The sequence below is a fragment of the Burkholderiales bacterium genome (assembly GCA_023511995.1).
Taxonomy (GTDB): Bacteria; Pseudomonadota; Gammaproteobacteria; order Burkholderiales; family Thiobacteraceae; genus Thiobacter.
Window position 1 is genome coordinate 51,253 of sequence record JAIMAL010000005.1, and the last position, 19,599, is coordinate 70,851.

General features: G+C 65.3%; 19 protein-coding genes. 17 read left to right on the forward strand and 2 right to left on the reverse strand.

Annotation, left to right across the window (positions count from 1 at the left end; translation table 11 throughout):
* Nucleotides 1-37 precede the first annotated feature (37 nt).
* Both K6T56_03885 and K6T56_03890 read left to right on the forward strand, forming a co-directional pair.
* Nucleotides 38-874: a phosphate/phosphite/phosphonate ABC transporter substrate-binding protein gene (locus K6T56_03885; protein ID MCL6555486.1), complete on the forward strand. Its 837-nt coding sequence runs from the start codon at nucleotides 38-40 to the stop codon at nucleotides 872-874.
* 8 nt (nucleotides 875-882) lie between these two features.
* Nucleotides 883-3,327 carry an EAL domain-containing protein gene (locus K6T56_03890; GenBank protein ID MCL6555487.1) on the forward strand — a complete coding sequence of 815 codons (2,445 nt, stop codon included), beginning with the start codon at nucleotides 883-885 and terminating at the stop codon, nucleotides 3,325-3,327.
* A gap of 57 nt (nucleotides 3,328-3,384) precedes the next feature.
* On the opposite strand, the gene hemN is transcribed toward K6T56_03890, so the two are convergent.
* Nucleotides 3,385-4,749 (reverse strand): oxygen-independent coproporphyrinogen III oxidase, encoded by a 1,365-nt coding sequence (gene hemN, locus K6T56_03895; GenBank protein MCL6555488.1) that lies wholly within the window; start codon nucleotides 4,747-4,749, stop codon nucleotides 3,385-3,387.
* Nucleotides 4,750-4,806: 57 nt separating this feature from the next.
* On the opposite strand from hemN, the gene K6T56_03900 reads away from it, so the two are divergent.
* From K6T56_03900 to K6T56_03910, 3 genes are read left to right on the forward strand one after another with little or no spacing between them, the layout of a single operon-like run.
* The gene (locus K6T56_03900) at nucleotides 4,807-5,223 is read left to right on the forward strand and encodes a nuclear transport factor 2 family protein (protein MCL6555489.1); all 417 of its coding nucleotides are present in this window, start codon (nucleotides 4,807-4,809) and stop codon (nucleotides 5,221-5,223) included.
* On the forward strand, nucleotides 5,223-6,245 hold the full coding sequence (locus K6T56_03905) for a hydrolase (GenBank protein ID MCL6555490.1): 1,023 nt from the start codon (nucleotides 5,223-5,225) through the stop codon (nucleotides 6,243-6,245). The genes K6T56_03900 and K6T56_03905 overlap by 1 nt, the downstream gene beginning before the upstream one ends.
* A 16-nt stretch (nucleotides 6,246-6,261) precedes the next feature.
* Nucleotides 6,262-7,638 (forward strand): phosphomannomutase/phosphoglucomutase, encoded by a 1,377-nt coding sequence (locus K6T56_03910; protein MCL6555491.1) that lies wholly within the window; start codon nucleotides 6,262-6,264, stop codon nucleotides 7,636-7,638.
* Between the two features lie 42 nt (nucleotides 7,639-7,680).
* Here the strand turns inward: K6T56_03910 and K6T56_03915 are convergent, their stop codons facing one another.
* The gene (locus K6T56_03915; GenBank protein MCL6555492.1) at nucleotides 7,681-7,908 is read right to left on the reverse strand and encodes a hypothetical protein; all 228 of its coding nucleotides are present in this window, start codon (nucleotides 7,906-7,908) and stop codon (nucleotides 7,681-7,683) included.
* Nucleotides 7,909-8,024: 116 nt separating this feature from the next.
* On the opposite strand from K6T56_03915, the gene K6T56_03920 reads away from it, so the two are divergent.
* The 12 genes from K6T56_03920 (at nucleotide 8,025) to K6T56_03975 (ending at nucleotide 19,490) form a co-directional block, all read left to right on the forward strand.
* Entirely contained in the window at nucleotides 8,025-9,050 is a 1,026-nt protein-coding gene (locus tag K6T56_03920; protein ID MCL6555493.1) for a quinone-dependent dihydroorotate dehydrogenase, read from the forward strand.
* Nucleotides 9,047-10,924 (forward strand): potassium transporter Kup, encoded by a 1,878-nt coding sequence (locus K6T56_03925; GenBank protein MCL6555494.1) that lies wholly within the window; start codon nucleotides 9,047-9,049, stop codon nucleotides 10,922-10,924. Before K6T56_03920 ends, K6T56_03925 begins: the two co-directional genes overlap by 4 nt.
* Nucleotides 10,925-10,939: 15 nt before the next feature.
* Complete coding sequence (gene ald, locus K6T56_03930) at nucleotides 10,940-12,055, forward strand: alanine dehydrogenase (protein MCL6555495.1); 1,116 nt, start codon at nucleotides 10,940-10,942, stop codon at nucleotides 12,053-12,055.
* Nucleotides 11,979-12,722 (forward strand): electron transport complex subunit RsxA, encoded by a 744-nt coding sequence (gene rsxA / locus K6T56_03935; protein MCL6555496.1) that lies wholly within the window; start codon nucleotides 11,979-11,981, stop codon nucleotides 12,720-12,722. Before ald ends, rsxA begins: the two co-directional genes overlap by 77 nt.
* 70 nt (nucleotides 12,723-12,792) lie before the next feature.
* Nucleotides 12,793-13,341, forward strand: coding sequence for an electron transport complex subunit RsxB (gene rsxB / locus K6T56_03940; protein ID MCL6555497.1), 549 nt, complete (start codon nucleotides 12,793-12,795; stop codon nucleotides 13,339-13,341).
* A 3-nt stretch (nucleotides 13,342-13,344) separates the two neighbouring features.
* The gene (gene rsxC / locus K6T56_03945; protein ID MCL6555498.1) at nucleotides 13,345-14,982 is read left to right on the forward strand and encodes an electron transport complex subunit RsxC; all 1,638 of its coding nucleotides are present in this window, start codon (nucleotides 13,345-13,347) and stop codon (nucleotides 14,980-14,982) included.
* The gene (gene rsxD, locus K6T56_03950) at nucleotides 14,979-16,004 is read left to right on the forward strand and encodes an electron transport complex subunit RsxD (protein MCL6555499.1); all 1,026 of its coding nucleotides are present in this window, start codon (nucleotides 14,979-14,981) and stop codon (nucleotides 16,002-16,004) included. Before rsxC ends, rsxD begins: the two co-directional genes overlap by 4 nt.
* Nucleotides 16,001-16,651: an electron transport complex subunit RsxG gene (gene rsxG, locus K6T56_03955; protein MCL6555500.1), complete on the forward strand. Its 651-nt coding sequence runs from the start codon at nucleotides 16,001-16,003 to the stop codon at nucleotides 16,649-16,651. Before rsxD ends, rsxG begins: the two co-directional genes overlap by 4 nt.
* Entirely contained in the window at nucleotides 16,648-17,316 is a 669-nt protein-coding gene (locus K6T56_03960; protein MCL6555501.1) for an electron transport complex subunit E, read from the forward strand. Before rsxG ends, K6T56_03960 begins: the two co-directional genes overlap by 4 nt.
* On the forward strand, nucleotides 17,313-17,951 hold the full coding sequence (gene nth / locus K6T56_03965) for an endonuclease III (GenBank protein MCL6555502.1): 639 nt from the start codon (nucleotides 17,313-17,315) through the stop codon (nucleotides 17,949-17,951). The genes K6T56_03960 and nth overlap by 4 nt, the downstream gene beginning before the upstream one ends.
* A gap of 2 nt (nucleotides 17,952-17,953) precedes the next feature.
* Nucleotides 17,954-19,045 (forward strand): FIST C-terminal domain-containing protein, encoded by a 1,092-nt coding sequence (locus K6T56_03970; GenBank protein ID MCL6555503.1) that lies wholly within the window; start codon nucleotides 17,954-17,956, stop codon nucleotides 19,043-19,045.
* Nucleotides 19,038-19,490, forward strand: a complete 453-nt coding sequence (locus K6T56_03975; protein MCL6555504.1) for a DUF1841 family protein — start codon at nucleotides 19,038-19,040, stop codon at nucleotides 19,488-19,490. The genes K6T56_03970 and K6T56_03975 overlap by 8 nt, the downstream gene beginning before the upstream one ends.
* Nucleotides 19,491-19,599 lie beyond the last annotated feature (109 nt).

Genomic DNA, 19,599 nt, shown 5'->3' on the forward strand with positions numbered 1-19,599 from the left:
CTAGGTTGGGATTGTCGGACCAACCGGGGAGGGAATCATGGTGCGTTTCCTTTTGCGCGCATTCGGCATCGTTCTGCTGCTGGCAAGCCCCGCGGCCCCTGCCGCCAACTCGCTCACCCTGGCCCTTTTTCCCTACGTCTCCCGCGTCCAGCTGGTGGAATTCCACACCCCCCTCAAGCGTTATCTCGAAGCCGAGCTCAAGCGTCCCGTCGAGCTTGTCACCGCGCCGGATTTCCTCACCTATGCCAGACGCACCCTGGCGGGGGAATACGACCTCATCTTGAGCGCGCCCCACATTGGGCGGTTGGCGGAAAAGCGCGCCGGCTTTCAGCGGCTCGTGATGACGGGACACGAAGTGCAGGCGGTCTTCCTGGTGCAGCGGGAGTCGCCCATCCGTGAGCTTGCCGACCTCAAGGGCCGCACGGTGATGATCGCCCAGCCCGTTTCCCTCATCTATCAGATGGCCGTCGAACACCTGCGCCAGCACGGGCTCGTCCCGGGCCGCGACGTCACCATCGTGGAGACCGGCACCCACAATAACGCCCTTTACGCCCCCGCGCGCGGGGAAGCGGATGCCTCGGCCACCGGCATCCTGCTCTGGATCAACGCCGAGCCGGCGCTGAAAGCGCAACTGCGGGAGCTGGACCGCACGCCGGGCACCCCCGGCTTCACACTCCATGCCCATCCGCACCTTGAGCCGGCCTTGCGGGAGAAAATCCGCGCCGCACTGTTGCGCTTCCCCCAGACACCGGAAGGCCGGGCTTATTTCGAGCAGACGGGACTCAAGGGCTTCCGGCCCATTGACGATCAAAGCATGAAAGCCATCGACCCCTTCGTCCCGGTCGTGGAAGCGGCGTTGGCAAACAAACCGTAAACGAGACGATGCCGGACCTTCCCCCTGTTCCCTTCTGGCGCTCCCTGCGCACCAAGCTGGTTCTGGTCAGTCTGGTCGTGGAGGTGCTCATGCTGGGGCTGCTTTTGGCCAACAGTTTCCGTCTGTTGAATGAGACGCTGCAGGAACAGACCCAGGCCCGGCTGGAATCCTTGACCCCACTCCTCAACGCGGCCCTTTCCGCCCGCCTCTTCGAACGGGACCATGCGTCCATCCGGGAAATCCTGCAGCAACTGGTGAACAGCCCCCGCGCCGATCTCGCCTACATCGTGGTCTACGACAACCGGGGGCAGGTCTATGCGCTGGAAGGCGCAGTGGATCCTGCAGCCATGCCGCCGCTGGACCGCGATGTCGCCGGCAGCCTCCTCGATCTCACCTATGATGCCTATTCGCCCCTCACCGTGGGCAGTGTGCAGGTGGGCAGTGTGCGCTTCGGTCTGTCCCTCGCCTCCCTGGCCCGTTCCCGGGACAAGCTCCTGCGCCAGAGTGCCTGGATCGCCGGCACCGAGGTGTTCCTTTCCTTTCTCCTCCTGGGCGCCGCAGGTTTCCTGCTGACCCGTCACATCCGCTCCCTGCTCAACGCCACCCGCCGGGTGGCCGCCGGCGATTACGCAATCCACATCCCGGCGCGGGGCCGGGACGAAATCCGGGAACTGGCCGAAAACTTCAACCGCATGTCGGCGGCCGTGCGCGACCGCATCGAAGCCCTGCGCCGGTCGGAGCAGGCCCTGTTCCTGGAAAAACAGCGGGCGGAGGTCACCCTGCACGCCATTGCCGATGGCGTGATCATCACCGACGCCGAAGGCCGCGTCACCTACATGAACCCGGTCGCCGAATCCCTCACCGGTCACACCCTGGCCGAAGCCCGGAACAAGCCCGTGGAGGCAATCTACGAGGTGGTGGACGAGGAAACCGGCGTGCGCCTTTCCAACCCGGTGCGTCAGTGCCTCGCCCAGGACACGGTGATCCCGGGCACACCGCGCGCCCAATTGCGGCGCAGCGACGGAACCCGGCATTCCGTGGAGGAGACCGTCTCGCCCCTCTACGACGAAGGCGGCAGGCTGATCGGCGCGCTGCTGGCCGTGCGCGACGTGACCGCGGCGCGGGAGGCGACCCGGCAGTTGGAATATCAGGCCACCCATGACCTGCTCACCGGGCTAATCAACCGCCGCGCCTTCGAGCAGGCCCTGGAACGGGCCCTGGCGGAAGCGCAACAGGAAGGTCGCAGCCATGCCTTCTGCTACATGGACCTGGACCAGTTCAAGGTGGTCAACGACACCTGCGGCCATGCCGCCGGCGACCGGCTGCTCATCGAGCTCACCCATCTGCTCGGCAGCAAAATCCGGGAGAAGGATCTGCTGGGCCGCCTCGGTGGCGATGAATTCGGCCTGCTGCTGCACGATGTGGACCTGGAACAGGCCCAGGCGCTGGCCGGCCTTCTGCGGGATGCCATTCGCGATTACCGCTTCCGCAGCGACGGCTACACCTTTCAGGTGGGTGTCAGCATCGGTGTGGTTGCCCTCGGTCCCGATACCGGCACGCTGGCGGAGGTGCTCACCGCCGCCGATGTAGCCTGCTACATCGCCAAGGACAAGGGACGCAGCGAAATCTACGTGTTCCGCGAAAACGATGTGGAACAGGCGCGGCGGCAGATGGAAATGCAATGGTCGGCGCGCATTCCGCCGGCACTCCGGGAAAACCGCTTCGTCCTGCATCACCAGCGCATCCTGCCGCTACGAGAGGATGCCGGACTTCCCCGCCGCTGCGAACTGCTGGTGCGCATGGTGGAGCCGGATGGCACGCTGGTGCTGCCCGGCAGACTGATCCCCGCCGCCGAGCGCTTCCGCCAGATGCCGGACATCGACCGCTGGGTGATCCAGCATGCCCTGGCCCTCATCGCGCGGCTGCCGCCAGACCGCTATGCCTCCTACGCCATCAACCTCTCGGGCCAATCCCTCGGCCAGCCAGCCTTCCTCGATTTCGTCAGGGAGAGCATCCGTCAAAGCGGCATCGATCCCCGCCGCCTGGCCTTCGAGATCACGGAGACCGCGGCCATCCAGCACATCGGCCAGGCCCATCGCTTCATGGCGGAACTCAAGGCCCTCGGCTGTCAATTCGCCCTCGACGATTTCGGCAGCGGACTGTCCTCCTTCGGCTATCTGAAAAACCTGCCCGTGGACTATCTGAAGATCGATGGCGGCTTCGTGCGCAACATGCTGAGCGATGGCCATGACCGCGCCATCGTGGTTGCCATCGCCCAGATCGCCCGCAGCCTGGGTCTAAGCTGTGTCGCCGAGTTCGTGGAGGATGAAGCCACCCTCATCGCGCTGCGGGAGATCGGCGTCGATTACGGCCAGGGCTTCCATCTGCACCGCCCCGAGCCCCTGCGCGCCGATGACGGCGATACGCAGCAGGCGCAGGGCGGCCACCCCTGAATCCCCAACCGCTTTCCTCAAAGGCCGATGACCGGCCGCCCGGCCGGGAAGACCCGTTCACACCGTGCGTGAATAGCGGGGCTGGTCCCGATCACGCTTGAGGTAGGCATCGAAGCACATGGCGATATTGCGCAGGAAGATGCGCCCCAGGTCGGTGACCGCGATGCGTTCCGGGGTGATCACCACCAGCCCGTCCGCCGCCAGCCCGGCAAGCTCATCGAGGGCGTCGGCAAAATAGGCGTCGAAATCGATGCCCCATTTCGCCGCCAGGGCCTGCCGGTCGAGGTAAAGATCGCACATCAGGGCGAGAATGGCATCGCGGCGGATTTTGTCGTCGCGGCTCACCCGGACACCCCGTTCCGTGGCAAGGCGCCCCGCCGCAATGCGCGCCTCATAGTCCGAAAGCCGCTTGCAGTTCTGCACATAAACGTCTTCGGTCTGGCTGATGGCCGAGACACCGAAGGCGTAGATGTCGCAGTCCTTGTGCGTGGTGTAGCCCTGGAAATTGCGGTGCAGGGTGCCTTGCGCCTGCGCCTTGACCAGCTCGTCATGGGGCCGCGCGAAGTGATCCATGCCGATATAGACGTAGCCTGCCGCGGTGAGGCGCTCCAGGATGAGCTGCTGCAGAGCGATGCGGGTGGAAAAATCCGGCAGGTCGGCCTCGTGGATGAGCTTCTGGTGCTTCTTCAGCCACGGCACGTGGGCGTAGCTAAACACCGCCAGCCGGTCGGGCCCCATGTCGATGATTTTTTCCAGGGTGGTGGCGAAGCTTGCCACGCTCTGGTGGGGCAGGCCCACCATGAGGTCCATGTTGATGCTGGCAAAACCCGCCTCCCGCATCCAGCCGAAGACTTGCCGCACCAGTGACTCGGGCTGCACCCGGTTCACCGCACGCTGCACCACCGGGTCGAGGTCCTGCACGCCCAGACTCAGGCGGTTGAAGCCAGCTTCCTTCAGTGCCGCCACGTGCTCCCGGGAAAGCTCCCGCGGATCCACCTCGCAGCCCGCCTCCACCTCCCCGGCAAAGACGAAACGGCGATGCAGATGCTCGGCGAGGCGTCGGATGTCATCCGGTCGCAGATAGGTCGGCGTGCCGCCGCCCCAGTGGAGCTGTTCGACCCTGCGCCCCTTTGCGATGAGGTCGGCATAAGAATCGATTTCGCGGCTGAGGAAATCGAGGTAGCGCGTCGCCTTGCTGTAATCATGGGTCGCCACCATGTTGCAGCCGCAGTAGTAGCAGAGGGTGTCGCAGAAAGGAATGTGCACGTAAAGGGACAAGCCGCGGTGATGCTGCGCGCGGCGCATCTCCTCCCGCCATTCCCTTTCCCCGAACGCCTCCGTAAAATAGGGAGCCGTCGGATACGACGTATAGCGGGGGCCGGGCTTGCTGTATTTTTCGAGCAGTTCAGGCGCGACACGCATGGCAGGTTTGCACAAAGAGGATAAGGCTATCCATTATAGCCCAACGGAGACGGCCCCATGAGTTCCCGCTTCGAAACCCCTGCCGACGCGGAAACGGCGTTCTACCGCGCCTTCGAAGCCAACGATCTGGCCGCCATGATGGCCGTATGGGATGAAGCCGACGACGTCGTGTGCGTGCATCCCATGGGCCGACCCCTGCGCGGCGTGCGCGCGGTGCGGGAGGGATGGCGGGAACTGTTCGGCGCCGAGGTGGCCATGCGCTTCGGCGTGGAAGCGGTGCAGGTGAGCCGCCACGATGACCTCGCCATCCATATCGTCATGGAGCACATCCTGGTGCCGGATGGCCGGCCCGTGGCGCCCATGACCGCCACCAACATCTACCGACGCACGCCCCTGGGCTGGCGCATGGTGCTGCACCATGCCTCGCCGGCACCGGGAGCGGCGACGGCCACAAGCGGCCACGCCCTCCACTGATGCCCGGCCGGCTTGTGCATTCCACCTATCGGGCGCCCCTGTGGCTCGCCGGGGGGCATCTCCAGACGCTCTATGCGGCGCTCTTGGTGCGCGTGCCCTCCATCCCCTATCGCCGCGAGCGCTGGGTGCTGGCCGACGGTGATTTCCTCGACCTGGATTGGGTGGACGGGCCCCTCGATGCGCCGCTTCTGGTGCTCTTCCATGGACTGGAAGGCAGCTCCCGCGGCCATTATGCGCGGGCGCTCATGCAGGCGGTGCGCCGGCGCGGCTTCTCCGGAGTCATCCCCCATTTCCGCGGCTGCAGCGGCGAGCCCAACCGCCTGGCCCGCGCCTACCATTCCGGAGACAGCGCGGAAATCGATCTCATCCTGCGCCGGCTGCGCGCCGAATTTCCCCGCCGGGCCCTCTTCGCGGTGGGGGTTTCCCTGGGGGGCAATGCGCTCCTCAAATGGCTGGGGGAGGGGGGTGCCGCCTGCCGGTCGGTGATCGATGCGGCAGCCGCGGTCTCCGCCCCCGTGGACCTCGTCGCCGCCGGCCGGACGCTGGACCGGGGTTTGAACCGCCAGCTCTATGTGCGTCATTTTCTGGCAAGCCTCAGGGCCAAGGCCCTGGACAAAATCGCCCGCCACCGGCTGCCGGTGAGTCCCGCCGCCATCCGCAGCGCCTCGACCCTGTACCGCTTCGATGATTTGTTCACCGCCCCCCTGCACGGCTTCCGCGATGCCATGGATTACTGGACGCGCGCCAGCAGCAAGCCCTGGCTGAATTCCATTGCCGTGCCAACCCTGCTGCTCAATGCGAGGAACGATCCCTTCCTGCCGGCAAGCGCCCTGCCCACGGTGGAGGAGGTGAGCGCCGCAGTGACGCTGGAATACCCGGCCGCGGGCGGGCACGTGGGTTTCGTCAGCGGCCCTTTCCCCGGGCGCCTTGACTGGCTGCCCCAGCGCCTGATGGATTTCTTTGCCGCGCAGGGGAACAAGCCGATAAGGGTTGCGCCCGAATCGTTATTCTCAACCGTGTAGCAGCGACGGAGTCATCATGCCCCATTATCCCAAGGAAATCTTCAAGGCCTACGACATCCGCGGCATCGTCGGCCAGACCTTCACCCCCGAGATCGTCGAGGCCATCGGCCAGGCCATCGGCTCGGAAGCCCGGGCCCGGCATCAGCGCGCCATCGTCATCGGCCGCGACGGCCGCCTCTCCGGCCCGACCCTGGCGGAGGCCCTGGCGCGGGGGATTCTCAAGGCCGGCATCGATGTCATCGACATCGGTATGGTGGCCACTCCCATGACCTATTTCGCCGCCTTCGAACTGGGCACCCATTCGGCGGTGATGGTCACCGGCAGCCACAACCCGCCGGATTACAACGGCCTCAAAATGGTGCTGGGCGGCGAGACCCTCGCCGGCGAGGCGATCCAGGCCCTGCGCGAGAGACTGGAGCGCAACGATCTCAGCCACGGCCAGGGGAGTCTGCGGCAGGAGGACATCAGCGACCGCTACATCGAGCGCATCGTCTCCGATGTCAAGCTGGCGCGACCGATGAAGATCGTCATCGATTGCGGCAATGGGGTGCCCGGCGCGTTTGCCCCCAAGCTCTATCGCCGCCTGGGCTGCGAGGTGACGGAGCTCTACTGCGAGGTGGATGGCCGCTTCCCCCATCATCATCCCGATCCCTCGCAACCCAAGAACCTCGAGGACCTGATCCAGGCGCTTGCGCAAGGCGATGCGGAGATTGGGCTGGCCTTCGACGGTGACGGCGATCGTCTGGGCGTGGTGACCAAAGAGGGCCAGATCATCTTCCCTGACCGCCAGCTCATGCTCTTCGCCGATGATGTGCTGTCGCGCAATCCCGGCGCGAAGATCATCTTCGACGTCAAATCCACCCGGAAACTCTTCGACTGGATCCGCGCCCGCGGCGGCGAGCCCATCCTGTGGAAGACGGGTCATTCCTTCATCAAGGCGAAGATGAAGGAAACCGGCGCGCTGCTCGCCGGCGAGATGAGCGGCCACATTTTCTTCAAGGATCGCTGGTATGGCTTTGACGACGGCATGTATGCGGGCTGCCGCCTGCTGGAATATCTGTCACGCCAGCCCGACGTGAGCGCCACCCTGACCCGCCTGCCGGACACGGTGAACACGCCGGAGCTGCAGATCAGGATGGCCGAAGGGGAACACTACGCCCTGATGGAAAAGCTCAAGACCACCGCCCGCTTTCCCGGGGCCAGGGAAATCATCACCCTCGATGGCCTGCGGGTGGAATACGCAGACGGCTTCGGCCTCGCGCGTCCCTCCAACACCACCCCGGTGATCGTGCTGCGCTTCGAGGCCGACAACGAGGCGGCCCTCAAGCGTATTCAGGCCGACTTCCGCCGCGTCCTGCTGGAAGCCGCGCCCGATCTCAAGCTGCCGTTCTGAGCCAACGGCGGAGGAATACCCCGCCGTCGGCGTCAGCGCGCCTCAATCCACGCCGCCCACCACATCGGAGCGGCGCGCGGCATAGGCCATGTCCCGCTCCGGCGGCACCAGCTCCGCTTCCAGGTTAGTCGTTGCCACGTCGCGCGGCCGTCGGTCGCGTAGCCACCAGTAGGCCCAGTTGCGGCTGCGTTCGGCCTCGATCTTCGGGTCCTCCCGCAGTTTGCGAATGAGGACATCCACCTCGGATTCGTAAGGATTGCGCTTGCTCATGGTTTCCCCCGCCGCGCACCATAGCGAAAAGGCGCAGGTCCCGCAAGGTCCCAGCGTCAATCATTTGTGGTCGCGGCACAATCGGACTAAAATCGCGGCACCCCCGGGGTGCCTCCATGCTCTATTGCCTCGCCCGCCCCCTCCTTTTCGCCCTCGACCCGGAAACCGCCCACGATCTTACCCTCGAGGCGCTGGCCAGGGCGGGCGGCCTGTTGCGCTTCGCGGCACCCCGCGTCCCCTGCACACCGCGCACGGTGATGGGCATCTCCTTCCCCAATCCCCTGGGACTGGCGGCGGGTCTCGACAAGAATGGCGAGGCCATCGATGGACTCGCGGCCCTGGGCTTCGGTTTTCTCGAAATCGGCACCGTCACTCCGCGACCGCAGCCGGGCAACCCCCGGCCGCGCCTTTTCCGCCTCCCCGAGGCACAGGCCCTCATCAACCGCATGGGCTTCAACAACCACGGTGTCGATGTCCTGGTGGAGAACGTCAGACGGGCGCAATATCGCGGCGTGCTGGGCATCAACATCGGCAAGAACTTCGACACCCCCATGGCGCAGGCGGTGGAGGACTATCTCATCTGTCTGCGCAAGGTCTATGCGTATGCCAGTTACGTGACGGTGAACGTCTCCTCCCCCAACACCCGCAACCTGCGTGATCTGCAGGGAGAGAAGGCGCTCGACGGACTGCTCTCCGCCCTCAAGGGGGAACAGGCGCGCCTTGCCGACCGCCATGGCCGTTACGTGCCCCTCGTGCTCAAGATCGCCCCCGATCTCGACGGGGACCAGATCGCGGTCATCGCCGATCGGTTGATTGCCCATCGCATCGACGGCGTCATCGCCACCAACACCACCACAAGCCGCGAAGGGGTGAGCGGGCTGGTGCACAGCGAGGAGGCCGGGGGCCTGTCCGGCGCGCCGTTGCGGGACAAGGCCACCGCGGTCATCCGTGCTCTCCATGCAAGGCTTGGGGATGCCGTGCCCATCATCGGCGTGGGAGGCATTCTCACCGGCAGGGATGCGCAGGAAAAAATCGAGGCGGGGGCGAAGCTCGTGCAGATTTACACCGGCCTCATCTATCGCGGCCCGGCGCTTGTCCGGGAGATCCTGGAAACCCTTTGTCCCGGCGGGAATCCCCCATGAGTCATGCATCCCGTGGCGTAAGCACAGTGGGGCTTGCCGCCAGCGCCATCGGCGTGGTGTTCGGTGACATTGGCACCAGCCCCCTCTACACCATGAAGGAGGTGTTCGCCGGCCACCACCCCCTGGAGCCCAGCACCGACAATGTGCTGGGCATCCTGTCGCTGGTGTTCTGGGCGATCACCATCGTCGTCTCGGTCAAGTACGTGGCCTTCATCATGCGCGCCGACAACAATGGTGAAGGGGGCATCATGGCCTTGATCGCCGTGGTGCAACGCGCCGTGTCCCCGGGCACCCGCCTGGGTTGGCTGCTCGCGGTACTGGGCATTTTTGGTGCCTCCCTCTTTTACGGCGACGGCATGATCACGCCGGCCATCTCGGTGCTCTCCGCGGTGGAGGGGCTGCAGGTGGCCACCCCCGCGCTGCGGCCGCTGGTGGAGCCTCTCTCGCTTGTGGTGCTGATCATTTTGTTCGCCATCCAGCGTCACGGCACCCAGCATGTGGGACGTTTCTTCGCCCCGGTGATGGCGCTCTGGTTTCTCACCCTGGCGCTTCTGGGGGTGGTCAACATCCGGGCGGAGCCGGCCGTGCTGGCGGCGGTGAATCCGTTACACGCCCTGGATTTCTTCGCCCGGCACCAGGGCTATGCCTTCCTCACCCTCGGTGCGGTGGTGCTGGCCGTCACCGGCGCCGAAGCCCTCTACGCAGACATGGGCCATTTCGGCCGCACCCCCATTCGCCTGGCCTGGTTCGGCTTCGTCCTGCCGGCGCTGCTGCTCAACTATTTCGGCCAGGGCGCCCTGCTCATCCGCCATCCGGAAGCGGTGAGCAATCCCTTCTACATGCAGGCACCAGAATGGGCGCTGCCACCCCTCATCGCGCTGGCCACCGCCGCCACCATCATCGCGTCGCAGGCGGTGATTTCCGGCGCCTTCTCCGTCACCCGCCAGGCCATCCAGCTCGGCTATCTGCCGCGCATGCAGATCGTCCACACCTCGGAACACGCCATCGGCCAGATCTACATCCCCTTCATCAACTGGACCATGCTGAGCGGCATCGTCATCCTGGTGTTGATGTTCGGTTCCTCCAGCAACCTGGCCGCCGCCTATGGCATCGCCGTCACCGGCACCATGCTGATCGACACCTTGCTGGGCTTCGTCGTGGTGATCGGTCTGTGGCGGTGGAACCGTTGGCTCGCCATCGCCGGCCTCATCGCCTTCCTCACCGTGGATGTGGCTTTCTTCGGGGCAACCTCCCTCAAGATCGTCGAGGGAGGCTGGTTCCCCCTGCTGGTGGGGGTGGTGGTGTTCACCCTGCTGTCCACCTGGAAGCGGGGCCGCCAGCTCCTTCTCGCCCGCCTCAACTCTGGGGCCATCGCGCTCACACCCTTCATCGAGGGTCTTATGGCCCATCCGCCCGTGCGGGTGCCGGGTACCGCCGTTTTCCTCACCGCGAGCAAGGACGGCGTGCCCCATGCCCTGCTGCACAACCTGGCGCACAACAAGGTGCTCCACGAGCGGGTGGTCTTTCTCACCGTGATCACGGAAAACCGACCCTTCGTTCCCGCCGCTGAACGGGTCGAGATCGAGGACCTGGGTCATGACTTCTACCGCGTAGTGGTGCACTATGGCTTCAAGGATGAACCGGACATTCCCGCCGCCCTTGCCCTGTGCGGGGAGAAAGGGCTCACCTTCGACATGATGCAGACTTCCTTCTTCCTTTCCCGGGAGACCATCATCGCCACGGGTCTGCCTGGCATGGCACCCTGGCGGGAGCAGTTGTTCATCCACATGGCCCGCAATGCGGAAAGCGCCATGAGTTTCTTCCGCATCCCCACCAACCGCGTGATCGAACTGGGCACGCAGGTGGAAATCTAACGGACGAGGAACCCCATGCGCATCGGCATCCCCAAGGAGATCAAGGATTTCGAATATCGTGTGGGTGCCACGCCCGCCGGCGTGCACATGCTGGTGGCGGCAGGCCACGAGGTCTGTGTGGAAAGCGGTGCCGGCGCCCACATCGGTTTCAGCGACGCGGACTATCAGGCCGCGGGTGCCCGCATCGTCGCCACAGCGGAGGCGGTTTACCGCTGCCCCATGGTGGTGAAGGTCAAGGAACCGCAGCCCGCCGAGATCCCGCTGCTCAAGGAAGGGCAGGTGCTGTTCTGTTACCTGCACCTCGCCGCCGCCCCGGCCCTCGCCCAGGCCCTCCTGCAACGCAAAGTCATCGCCATCGCCTATGAAACCGTCAGCGACGGCCAGGGCGGCCTGCCCCTGCTGGTTCCCATGTCGGAAATCGCCGGCCGCATGGCCATCCACGTGGGGGCCAATTGTCTGCACTTCGCGGCAGGGGGCAATGGCGTCCTCCTGGGCGGGGTGCCGGGCGTGGCACCGGGGCGGGTCTTGATCATCGGCGGCGGCACGGTGGGCACGCAGGCGGCGAAGATGGCCCTGGGGTTGGGGGCCGACGTGACCCTGCTCGATGTCAATCTCGCCCGCCTGCGCTATCTCGACGACATCCTCGGTCCCCGTCTGAAGACCCGTTATTCGGAAGCCCACGCCATTGCCGAACTGGCTACCGAGGCCGACCTCGTGGTGGGCTCCGTGTACCTGCCTGGCAAACGCGCCCCCAAGCTCATCACCCATGACACGGTGCGACGGATGAAGCGCGGCGCCGTGCTGGTGGACGTGGCCATCGACCAAGGAGGGTGCGCGGAAACCTCGCGGCCCACCACCCACAGTCACCCCACCTACATCCACGACGGCGTGGTGCATTACTGTGTGGCCAACATGCCCGCCGCAACCGCGCGCACTTCCACCCAGGCGCTCGCCAACGCCACCCTGCCCTACACCCTGGCCCTCGCTGCCGATCCCCTCACCGCGCTCAAAACCCGCGCCGATCTGCGCGCGGGCCTGCAGCTCTGCGTGGGCCATGTCACCCACCGGGCGGTGGCAGAGGATTTGGGCTTGCCCTATACCGAGCCGGAAACGGCCCTCTCTGGTCTATAGGGCAGGGAAAACCCGCGGCGGCGCAGGGTTGCAGCCCCTCCGCCCAAAGCGGATAATTTGGTCGTTTTATTTGCCGCCGGACCGGCTCATCGTGGAGACCTATCTGCTCATTCTCGTGAGCACGGTGTTCGTCAACAACATCGTGCTGGTCAAGATTCTCGGCCTGTGCCCCTTCATGGGGGTGTCGAAGAAGCTGGAACCCGCCATCGGCATGGGGCTTGCCACCACCTTCGTGCTCACCCTCGCCTCCGGTGCAAGCTACCTCATCAACGAATATCTTCTGGGCAGCGAGCTCTTCTATCTGCGCACCCTTTCCTTCATCGTGGTCATCGCGGCGGTAGTGCAATTCACGGAAATGTTTCTGCACAAGATGTTTCCCCTGCTCTACCAGGTGTTGGGGATTTATCTGCCCCTCATCACCACCAACTGCGCGGTGCTGGGCATTCCCCTGCTCAATGTGCAGGCGCGGCACGATTTCGTCGAGTCTCTCTTCTTCGGCTTGGGTGGGGCGCTGGGGTTTTCCATGATCTTGATCGTGTTTGCCGCCATGCGGGAACGTCTGGAAGGCGCCGACGTGCCGGCTCCCTTTCGCGGCACGGCCATCGCCATGGTCACGGCGGGCTTCATGAGCCTCGCCTTCATGGGCTTTTCCGGACTGGTGAAATGACCAAGCCCCGCCCACCGGCTACCGCGGGTCCGGTCCTTCCGGCGGCTTGGTCAGCCAAGTTGCTTCGCCTATGATCAATGCACTCGTCGTCATGGGGGGCCTTAGCCTCTTTCTGGGGCTCGTGCTGGGTTTTGCCGCCGTCCGCTTCAAGGTGGAGGCAAGCCCCCTGGTGGACAAAATCGATGCCATCCTGCCGCAGACCCAGTGCGGACAATGCGGCTATCCCGGCTGCCGTCCCTATGCCGAGGCCATCGCCCGGGGTGAGGCGGACATCAACCAGTGTCCGCCGGGCGGGGAGGAGGGTGTGCGCAAGCTGGCCGAACTTTTGGGGGTGGAACCCAAACCCCTGAACGCCGCCCATGGGGTGGCCAAGCCCAAGTCCGTCGCCGTCATCGACGAGAAGCTCTGCATCGGCTGCACCCTCTGCATCCAGGCCTGCCCGGTGGATGCCATCGTCGGCGCGGCCAAACAGATGCATACGGTGATCGCCTCCGAATGCACCGGCTGCGAGCTGTGCGTGCCCGCTTGTCCGGTGGACTGCATCCGCATGGTGCCGGTACAGGAGGACATCACCACCTGGAAATGGAAATACCCGGTGATTCCCTTAAAGGCCGCCTGAGCCATGCGCACCCTTCACCCCTTCCCCGGCGGGGTGCATCCGCCCGAGCACAAGCTGGAATCCAACAGCCGCCCCATCGGCAGCGCGCCGCTGCCCAGCCTTCTGGTGGTACCGCTTCTGCAGCACATCGGCAACCCGGCCAAGCCGGTGGTAGAAGCCGGGGAGAAGGTACTCAAGGGGCAACTCATCGGCAAGGCGGATGGCTACATTTCGGTGAGTGTGCACGCTCCCACCTCGGGCAAGGTGCTGGCGGTGGAGCCGCGCCCCGTCCCCCATCCTTCCGGCCTGCCGGCATTGTGTGTGGTGATCGAGGCGGATGGCGAGGAACGCTGGGTGGAGCGTTCCCCCATCGACTATCTGAACCTGGACGTAAGCGAGGTGCGCAACCGCCTGCGGGACATGGGGCTGGCGGGCCTGGGCGGCGCAGTTTTTCCCACCTACGTGAAACTCAACCCGGCCCCCGATGCCGCCATCCCCATTCTCGTGCTGAACGGCTGCGAATGCGAGCCGTGGATCACCTGTGATGACCGCCTGATGCGGGAACGTGCCCCCTCCATCATCGAGGGCGCGCGCATCATGCGCCATCTGCTGGGCGCCCGCGAGGTCATCGTCGCCATCGAGGACAACAAACCGGAAGCCATTGCCGCCATGGGGGAGGCCTGCCGCGATACCGATTTCGAGCTGGTGGTGGTGCCCACCCTCTACCCCTCCGGCAGCGGCAAGCAGCTCACCCAGTTGCTCACCGGCCGCGAGGTGCCCAGCGGCGGGCGCTCCACGGACGTCGGCGTGCAAATCTTCAACGTGGGCACGGCACACGCCCTCGAGCGTGCCGTGCATCACGGCGAACCCCTGATCTCCCGCGTGGTCACGGTCACCGGCAACGTGCGGCGGCCGCAGAACTTCGAGGCCCTGATCGGCACGCCGCTTGCCGAGCTGGTCAAACTCACCGGTGAGCCGCGGGAGGACACCACAGGCTACATCATGGGCGGGCCAATGATGGGCTTCGACCTGCATTCCACGGCGGTGCCGGTGGTGAAGGCGATGAATTGCGTCATCGCCAGAAGCGATCGCCTCTTTCCCCCACCGCCGCCACCCCTGCCCTGCATCCGCTGCACCCGCTGTGCCCAGGTCTGCCCGGTCCGCCTGCAGCCGCAGGATTTGTACTGGTTCGCCCACGCCCGGGATTTCGGCAAGGCGCAGGAGCACAATCTTTTTGACTGCATCGAATGCGGCTGCTGCGCCTATGTGTGTCCCTCCCACATCCCGCTGGTGGACTATTACCGCTTTGCCAAGAGCGAGATCTGGGCGCGGGAGCGGGAGAAAAAGGCTGCCGACCGGGCGCGGGAAAGACATCAGTTCCATCTCTTCCGCCTGGAGCGGGAGAAGAAGGAACGCGCCGAGAAACTCGCGCAGAAGGCCGCGGCCGCCAAGGCCACCGCGGCCATGCCCAACCCCGACGCGGACGCCAAGCGCGCCGCCATCCAGGCCGCAATTGAACGCGCCAAGGCCAAGCGCGCCGGCGTCGTTCCCCGCAACGTGGAGGCGCTGTCCCCCGACAAGCTGCAGGAAATACAGGAAATCGAAGCCCGCCGCGCGAAGCTGCGCGAGGTCATGGAGAAATCCGGGGAGGATCAAGCATGACCTATGTCTCCCAGCCCGTCAGCGTGAGCCTCATCATGGGCAAGGTGCTGCTCGCCCTGGGGCTGGGCATCGCCGCCTATGTGGTCTATTTCGGGCCGGCCATCGTGATAAGCCTCGTCCTCGCCTCCGTGACCGCACTGGCTGCGGAAGCCTTCATGCTGCGCCTGCGTCGCTATCCCGTGGCCCCTTTCCTCAAGGATGGCAGTGCCTTGGTCACCGCGTGGCTTTTGGCCCTGTCCCTGCCCGCGCTTGCGCCCTGGTGGCTGATCGTGGGCGGGACGCTCTTTGCCATCGTGGTCGCCAAGCATCTCTACGGTGGGCTGGGCAACAATCTGTTCAATCCCGCCATGGCGGCCTATGCCCTTCTCCTCGTTTCCTTTCCGGCCCACATGACCCAGTGGCCGGCGGTGGACATGCTGGCCCAGGCCCACCTCTCCCTTGCCGAAACCCTGCGCTACATCTTCACCGGCCGGCTGCCGGCGGGGGTGACCGTGGATGCCATCACCATGGCCACACCCCTCGATTTCCTGAAAACCCAGCTCAAGCTGGGACACACCGTGCACGAAATCACCCGGGCGCCCATCTATGGCCACCTGGGGGGACGGGGTGGGGAAGTGGTGGCCCTCGCCTATCTGGCGGGTGGCCTCTTTCTTTTGCAGCAGCGCGTGATCACCTGGCATGTCCCGCTGGCGATGCTGGCGGCCCTGTTCGCCGCCGCCCTCTGGTTCCATGTCTTTGATCCGGACCGTTATGTGGCGCCCTGGTTTCATCTGGCGAGCGGCGGTGCCATGCTGGGGGCCTTCTTCATCGCCACCGATCCCGTCACCGGCCCCACCACCCCCCGGGGCAAGCTCATTTTCGGTGCCGCCATCGGCTTTTTGGTCTATCTCATCCGCACCTTCGGCGGCTACCCGGACGGCGTGGCCTTCGCCGTCCTCATCATGAACATGGCCGTTCCCCTCATCGACACCTACACCCAGCCGCGGGTCATCGGCCATGGCAGGCAGCAGGAGCGCCCATGAATCCCGCCCTCGGCAATGCGCTGCGCAGCGGATTCCTGCTCTTCGCCTTCGCCGTGCTGGGCTCCGGCATCCTTGCCTATACCTTCCACCTGACCCGGGCCACCATCGCCGCCAGCGAGGAGCGGGAAAAACTTGCCCTCATCACCCAGGCGCTGCCCCCACAGTGGTTCGACAACGACCTTCTGGCCGATGCCATCGAACTGCCGCCCACGGAGGAGTTGGGCACCACCGAACCATCCCTCGTCTATCGGGCGCGGCTCAAGGGGGAGCCCTCCGCCCTCGTCTTCGAGGCGGTGGCGCCGGATGGTTACGGCGGCCGCATCCGTCTCCTGGTGGCGGTGAAGGTGAATGGCGAAGTGGCCGGGGTGCGTGTGGTGACGCATAATGAAACGCCGGGCCTTGGCGATTACATTGATGCCGCGCGTTCCGACTGGATCCGCGTCTTCGAGGGCACATCCCTCACCGGGATCCCGCCCATGCAGTGGAAGGTGCAGAAGGATGGTGGTGTCTTCCCTTACCGGGCCGGTGCCACCATCACGCCCCGCGCCGTGGTGAAAGCGGTGCAGCGCACCTTGAGCTTCTACGAGAAGGAAGGCGCGGCTCTCTTCAACCGGCCTGCGCGCAGCACAAAGGAGCCCAGACGATGAGCGTCTATCAGGAAATCATCCGCAATGGCCTATGGAAACAGAATACCGGCCTGGTCCAGCTTTTGGGCCTGTGTCCCCTGCTCGCCATTAGCAACACCACGGTCAACGCCCTGAGCCTGGGACTTGCCACGACCCTGGTGATGGTGGTGGCCAACGGCAGCGTCTCCGTGATCCGCGCCGTGGTGCCGAAGGAAATCCGCATCGCCGTGTTCATCCTCATCATCGCCGCCCTGGTCACCGCCATCCAGCTCCTGATGAATGCCTTCGTCCATCCCCTCTATTTGGTGCTGGGAATTTTCATTCCCCTCATCACCACCAACTGCATCGTGCTCGCCCGCTGCGAGGCCTTCGCTTCCAAGAACCCTCTGCTGCCTTCCCTCTTCGACGGGCTGATGATGGGCGTGGGGCTGACGCTGGTTCTCACCGTGCTGGGTGCCGTGCGCGAGATCGTGGGCAAGGGCACGCTTTTCTCCGGTCTGGACCTGGTATTCGGCCCGGTCGCCCGTGACTGGGTGGTCCACCTCCTGCCGGCGGATTATCCAGGACTGCTGGTGGCCGTGCTGCCGCCCGGTGCCTTCATGGGATTGGGCCTCTTGATCGCCACCAAGAACTGGCTCGATGCCCGCCGCGAAGCCCGGGCGCAGATGGCGTTGCAAGCGGCATGAACGCGCAGAAGCGCCGCGAAATCTTCGAGCGCTTCCGGGCCAAAAACCCCAACCCGACGACGGAGCTCGAATACCGCACCCCCTTCGAGCTGCTGATCGCCGTCATCCTCTCGGCGCAGGCCACCGACAGGAGCGTGAACCTCGCCACGCGTAAGCTGTTCAGGGATGCCAACACGCCGCAAGCCATCCTTGCCCTGGGCGAAGAAGGGCTCATTCCCTACATCCGTAGCATTGGCTTATACCCCAGCAAGGCAAAGCACATCATCGCCACCTGCCGCATCCTGGTGGAACGTTACGGCGGCGAGGTGCCCGCCTCGCGGGAGGAGCTGGAGAAACTGCCAGGCGTGGGCCGCAAGACCGCCAATGTGGTGCTCAACACCGTCTTCGGTCAGCCCACCATCGCCGTCGATACCCACATTTTCCGTGTCGCCAACCGGGTGGGCCTGGCCAAGGGCAAAACGCCGCTGGAAGTGGAACGCAAGCTGCTAAAATTCGTACCGGACGAGTTCAAACACGATGCCCATCACTGGCTGATCCTTCACGGGCGCTATGTGTGCACGGCACGCAAGCCCAAATGTCCCCAATGCCTGATCCGGGACCTGTGTGAATATCCCCACAAGACGCGCGAGGAATAGCCATGCCCATTGCCACTGCGCTGGCCACCGGCCGCACCGCCCATGAGGACCTGGCGCGGCAGGCCGTGGCGACCGCCATGGCCCGCGCCGGCCTTACCCACGCCAAGGCCGTGCTGCTTTTCCTCACCCCGGAATTCGCCCCCGATCCCCAACCGGCGGTGCGCGCCGCCTCCCGCGCCGCCAACTGTACGCAGATCGTCGGCTGTTCCGCCGCCGGCATCTTCACCGAGGAGGAATGGGTGCTGGATGCCCCGGCGGCCGCGGCCATGGTCTTCGGCGGCAGGCTCTCCCTCACCCCCGCCCATGGGGAAGAAGGCGATGAACTCATTCTGGCGCTGGCCGCCCCCAATGCCCTCAACAGTGCCTGGATCAAGGCGCCGGGGCGGCGCTTCGGCGGGGTATCGGGAGATGCCACGGGACGCGGGCCGTTCAAGGTCTGGTGCGGGGGCCGCCTCGCCGGCAACGGCCGCTGCGAAAGCGTGATCCGCGGTGCCCGCGGCGCGGTGGGCGTCTCCCAAGGGGTACGTCCCCTCTCGCAGCCCATGGAAATCACCCAGGTGAGCGGCTACGACGTGATCAGCGTCGCCTCCCAACCTTCCCTCAACACCCTGGCGCGGGAACTGCCCCTGGATGTGCGCGCCCTGGAACGCATTCCCCTCCACCTCATCCTTGCCGGTGTCATTTTCGGGGATCCAAAGACCGCGATTGAGGAGGGACGCTACCGTCTGGCACCGGTCATCTCCACCAATGCCGATGACCGCTCGGTGACGCTGTCGGCCCGCCTGTCTCCGGGCGAACGCCTGTTCTGGGCCCTGCGGCAGCCCCTGGCTGCGGAACGGGACATGCGCCTCACCCTGGACCGGGTGCACCGGGCGCTGGGGGCAAGCCCCGATTTTGCCCTGCTCTTTCCCTGCATGGGCCGGGGCCCGTATTTCTACGGCGGCATCGACCGCGACCTGGAACTGGTCAAGAACCGTTTCCCCGGCATGCCGGTGATCGGCTTTTACGGCAACGGCGAGATCGCGCCCTTCGGGGACAGCAACGAGCTTTTCCAGTACTCGGCCGTGGTCGGGCTTTTCAAGTGCGATGTTTGATCCCTCGCGGGAAGCGGCGCGCCGTTTCTTCTTCGAGACCTGGCGCAAATACCGGGCGGGCGAGCCCCTTGCCGGACTGGAGACCCTGGCCATCGAGGTCATCCTGCTGCATCCGGAATACCACCCGGTACTCGCCCAACCGGAGCGCCACTTGGACCGCGATTACCCCGTGGAAGCGGGCGAGACCAACCCCTTCCTCCACCTCGCCCTGCATCTGGCCCTCTTGGAACAGCTCTCCATCGACCAGCCGCCGGGCATCCGCGCCCGCCACACGGCACTCCTCGAAAGAGGTCTTGCGCCACACGATGCCGCACACGTGCTGATCGACTGTCTGGGGGAAATGGTCTGGCACGCCCAGCGTCACCACACCCCACCCGATGCGGGAATTTATTTCGGTTGCATCGACGCCCAACTGGCGAAACGCCCGGCGACCGGCGGGCGCTGAATGGGGGCTTTCACCCGCAAAGGAAAGCGGGCCCGCAAGCTCCACAGGCATCGCAGGCCAAAGACAAGACGCGCAGCCAGGGCCATACCCCGGCTGCGCGTGGGCAGAT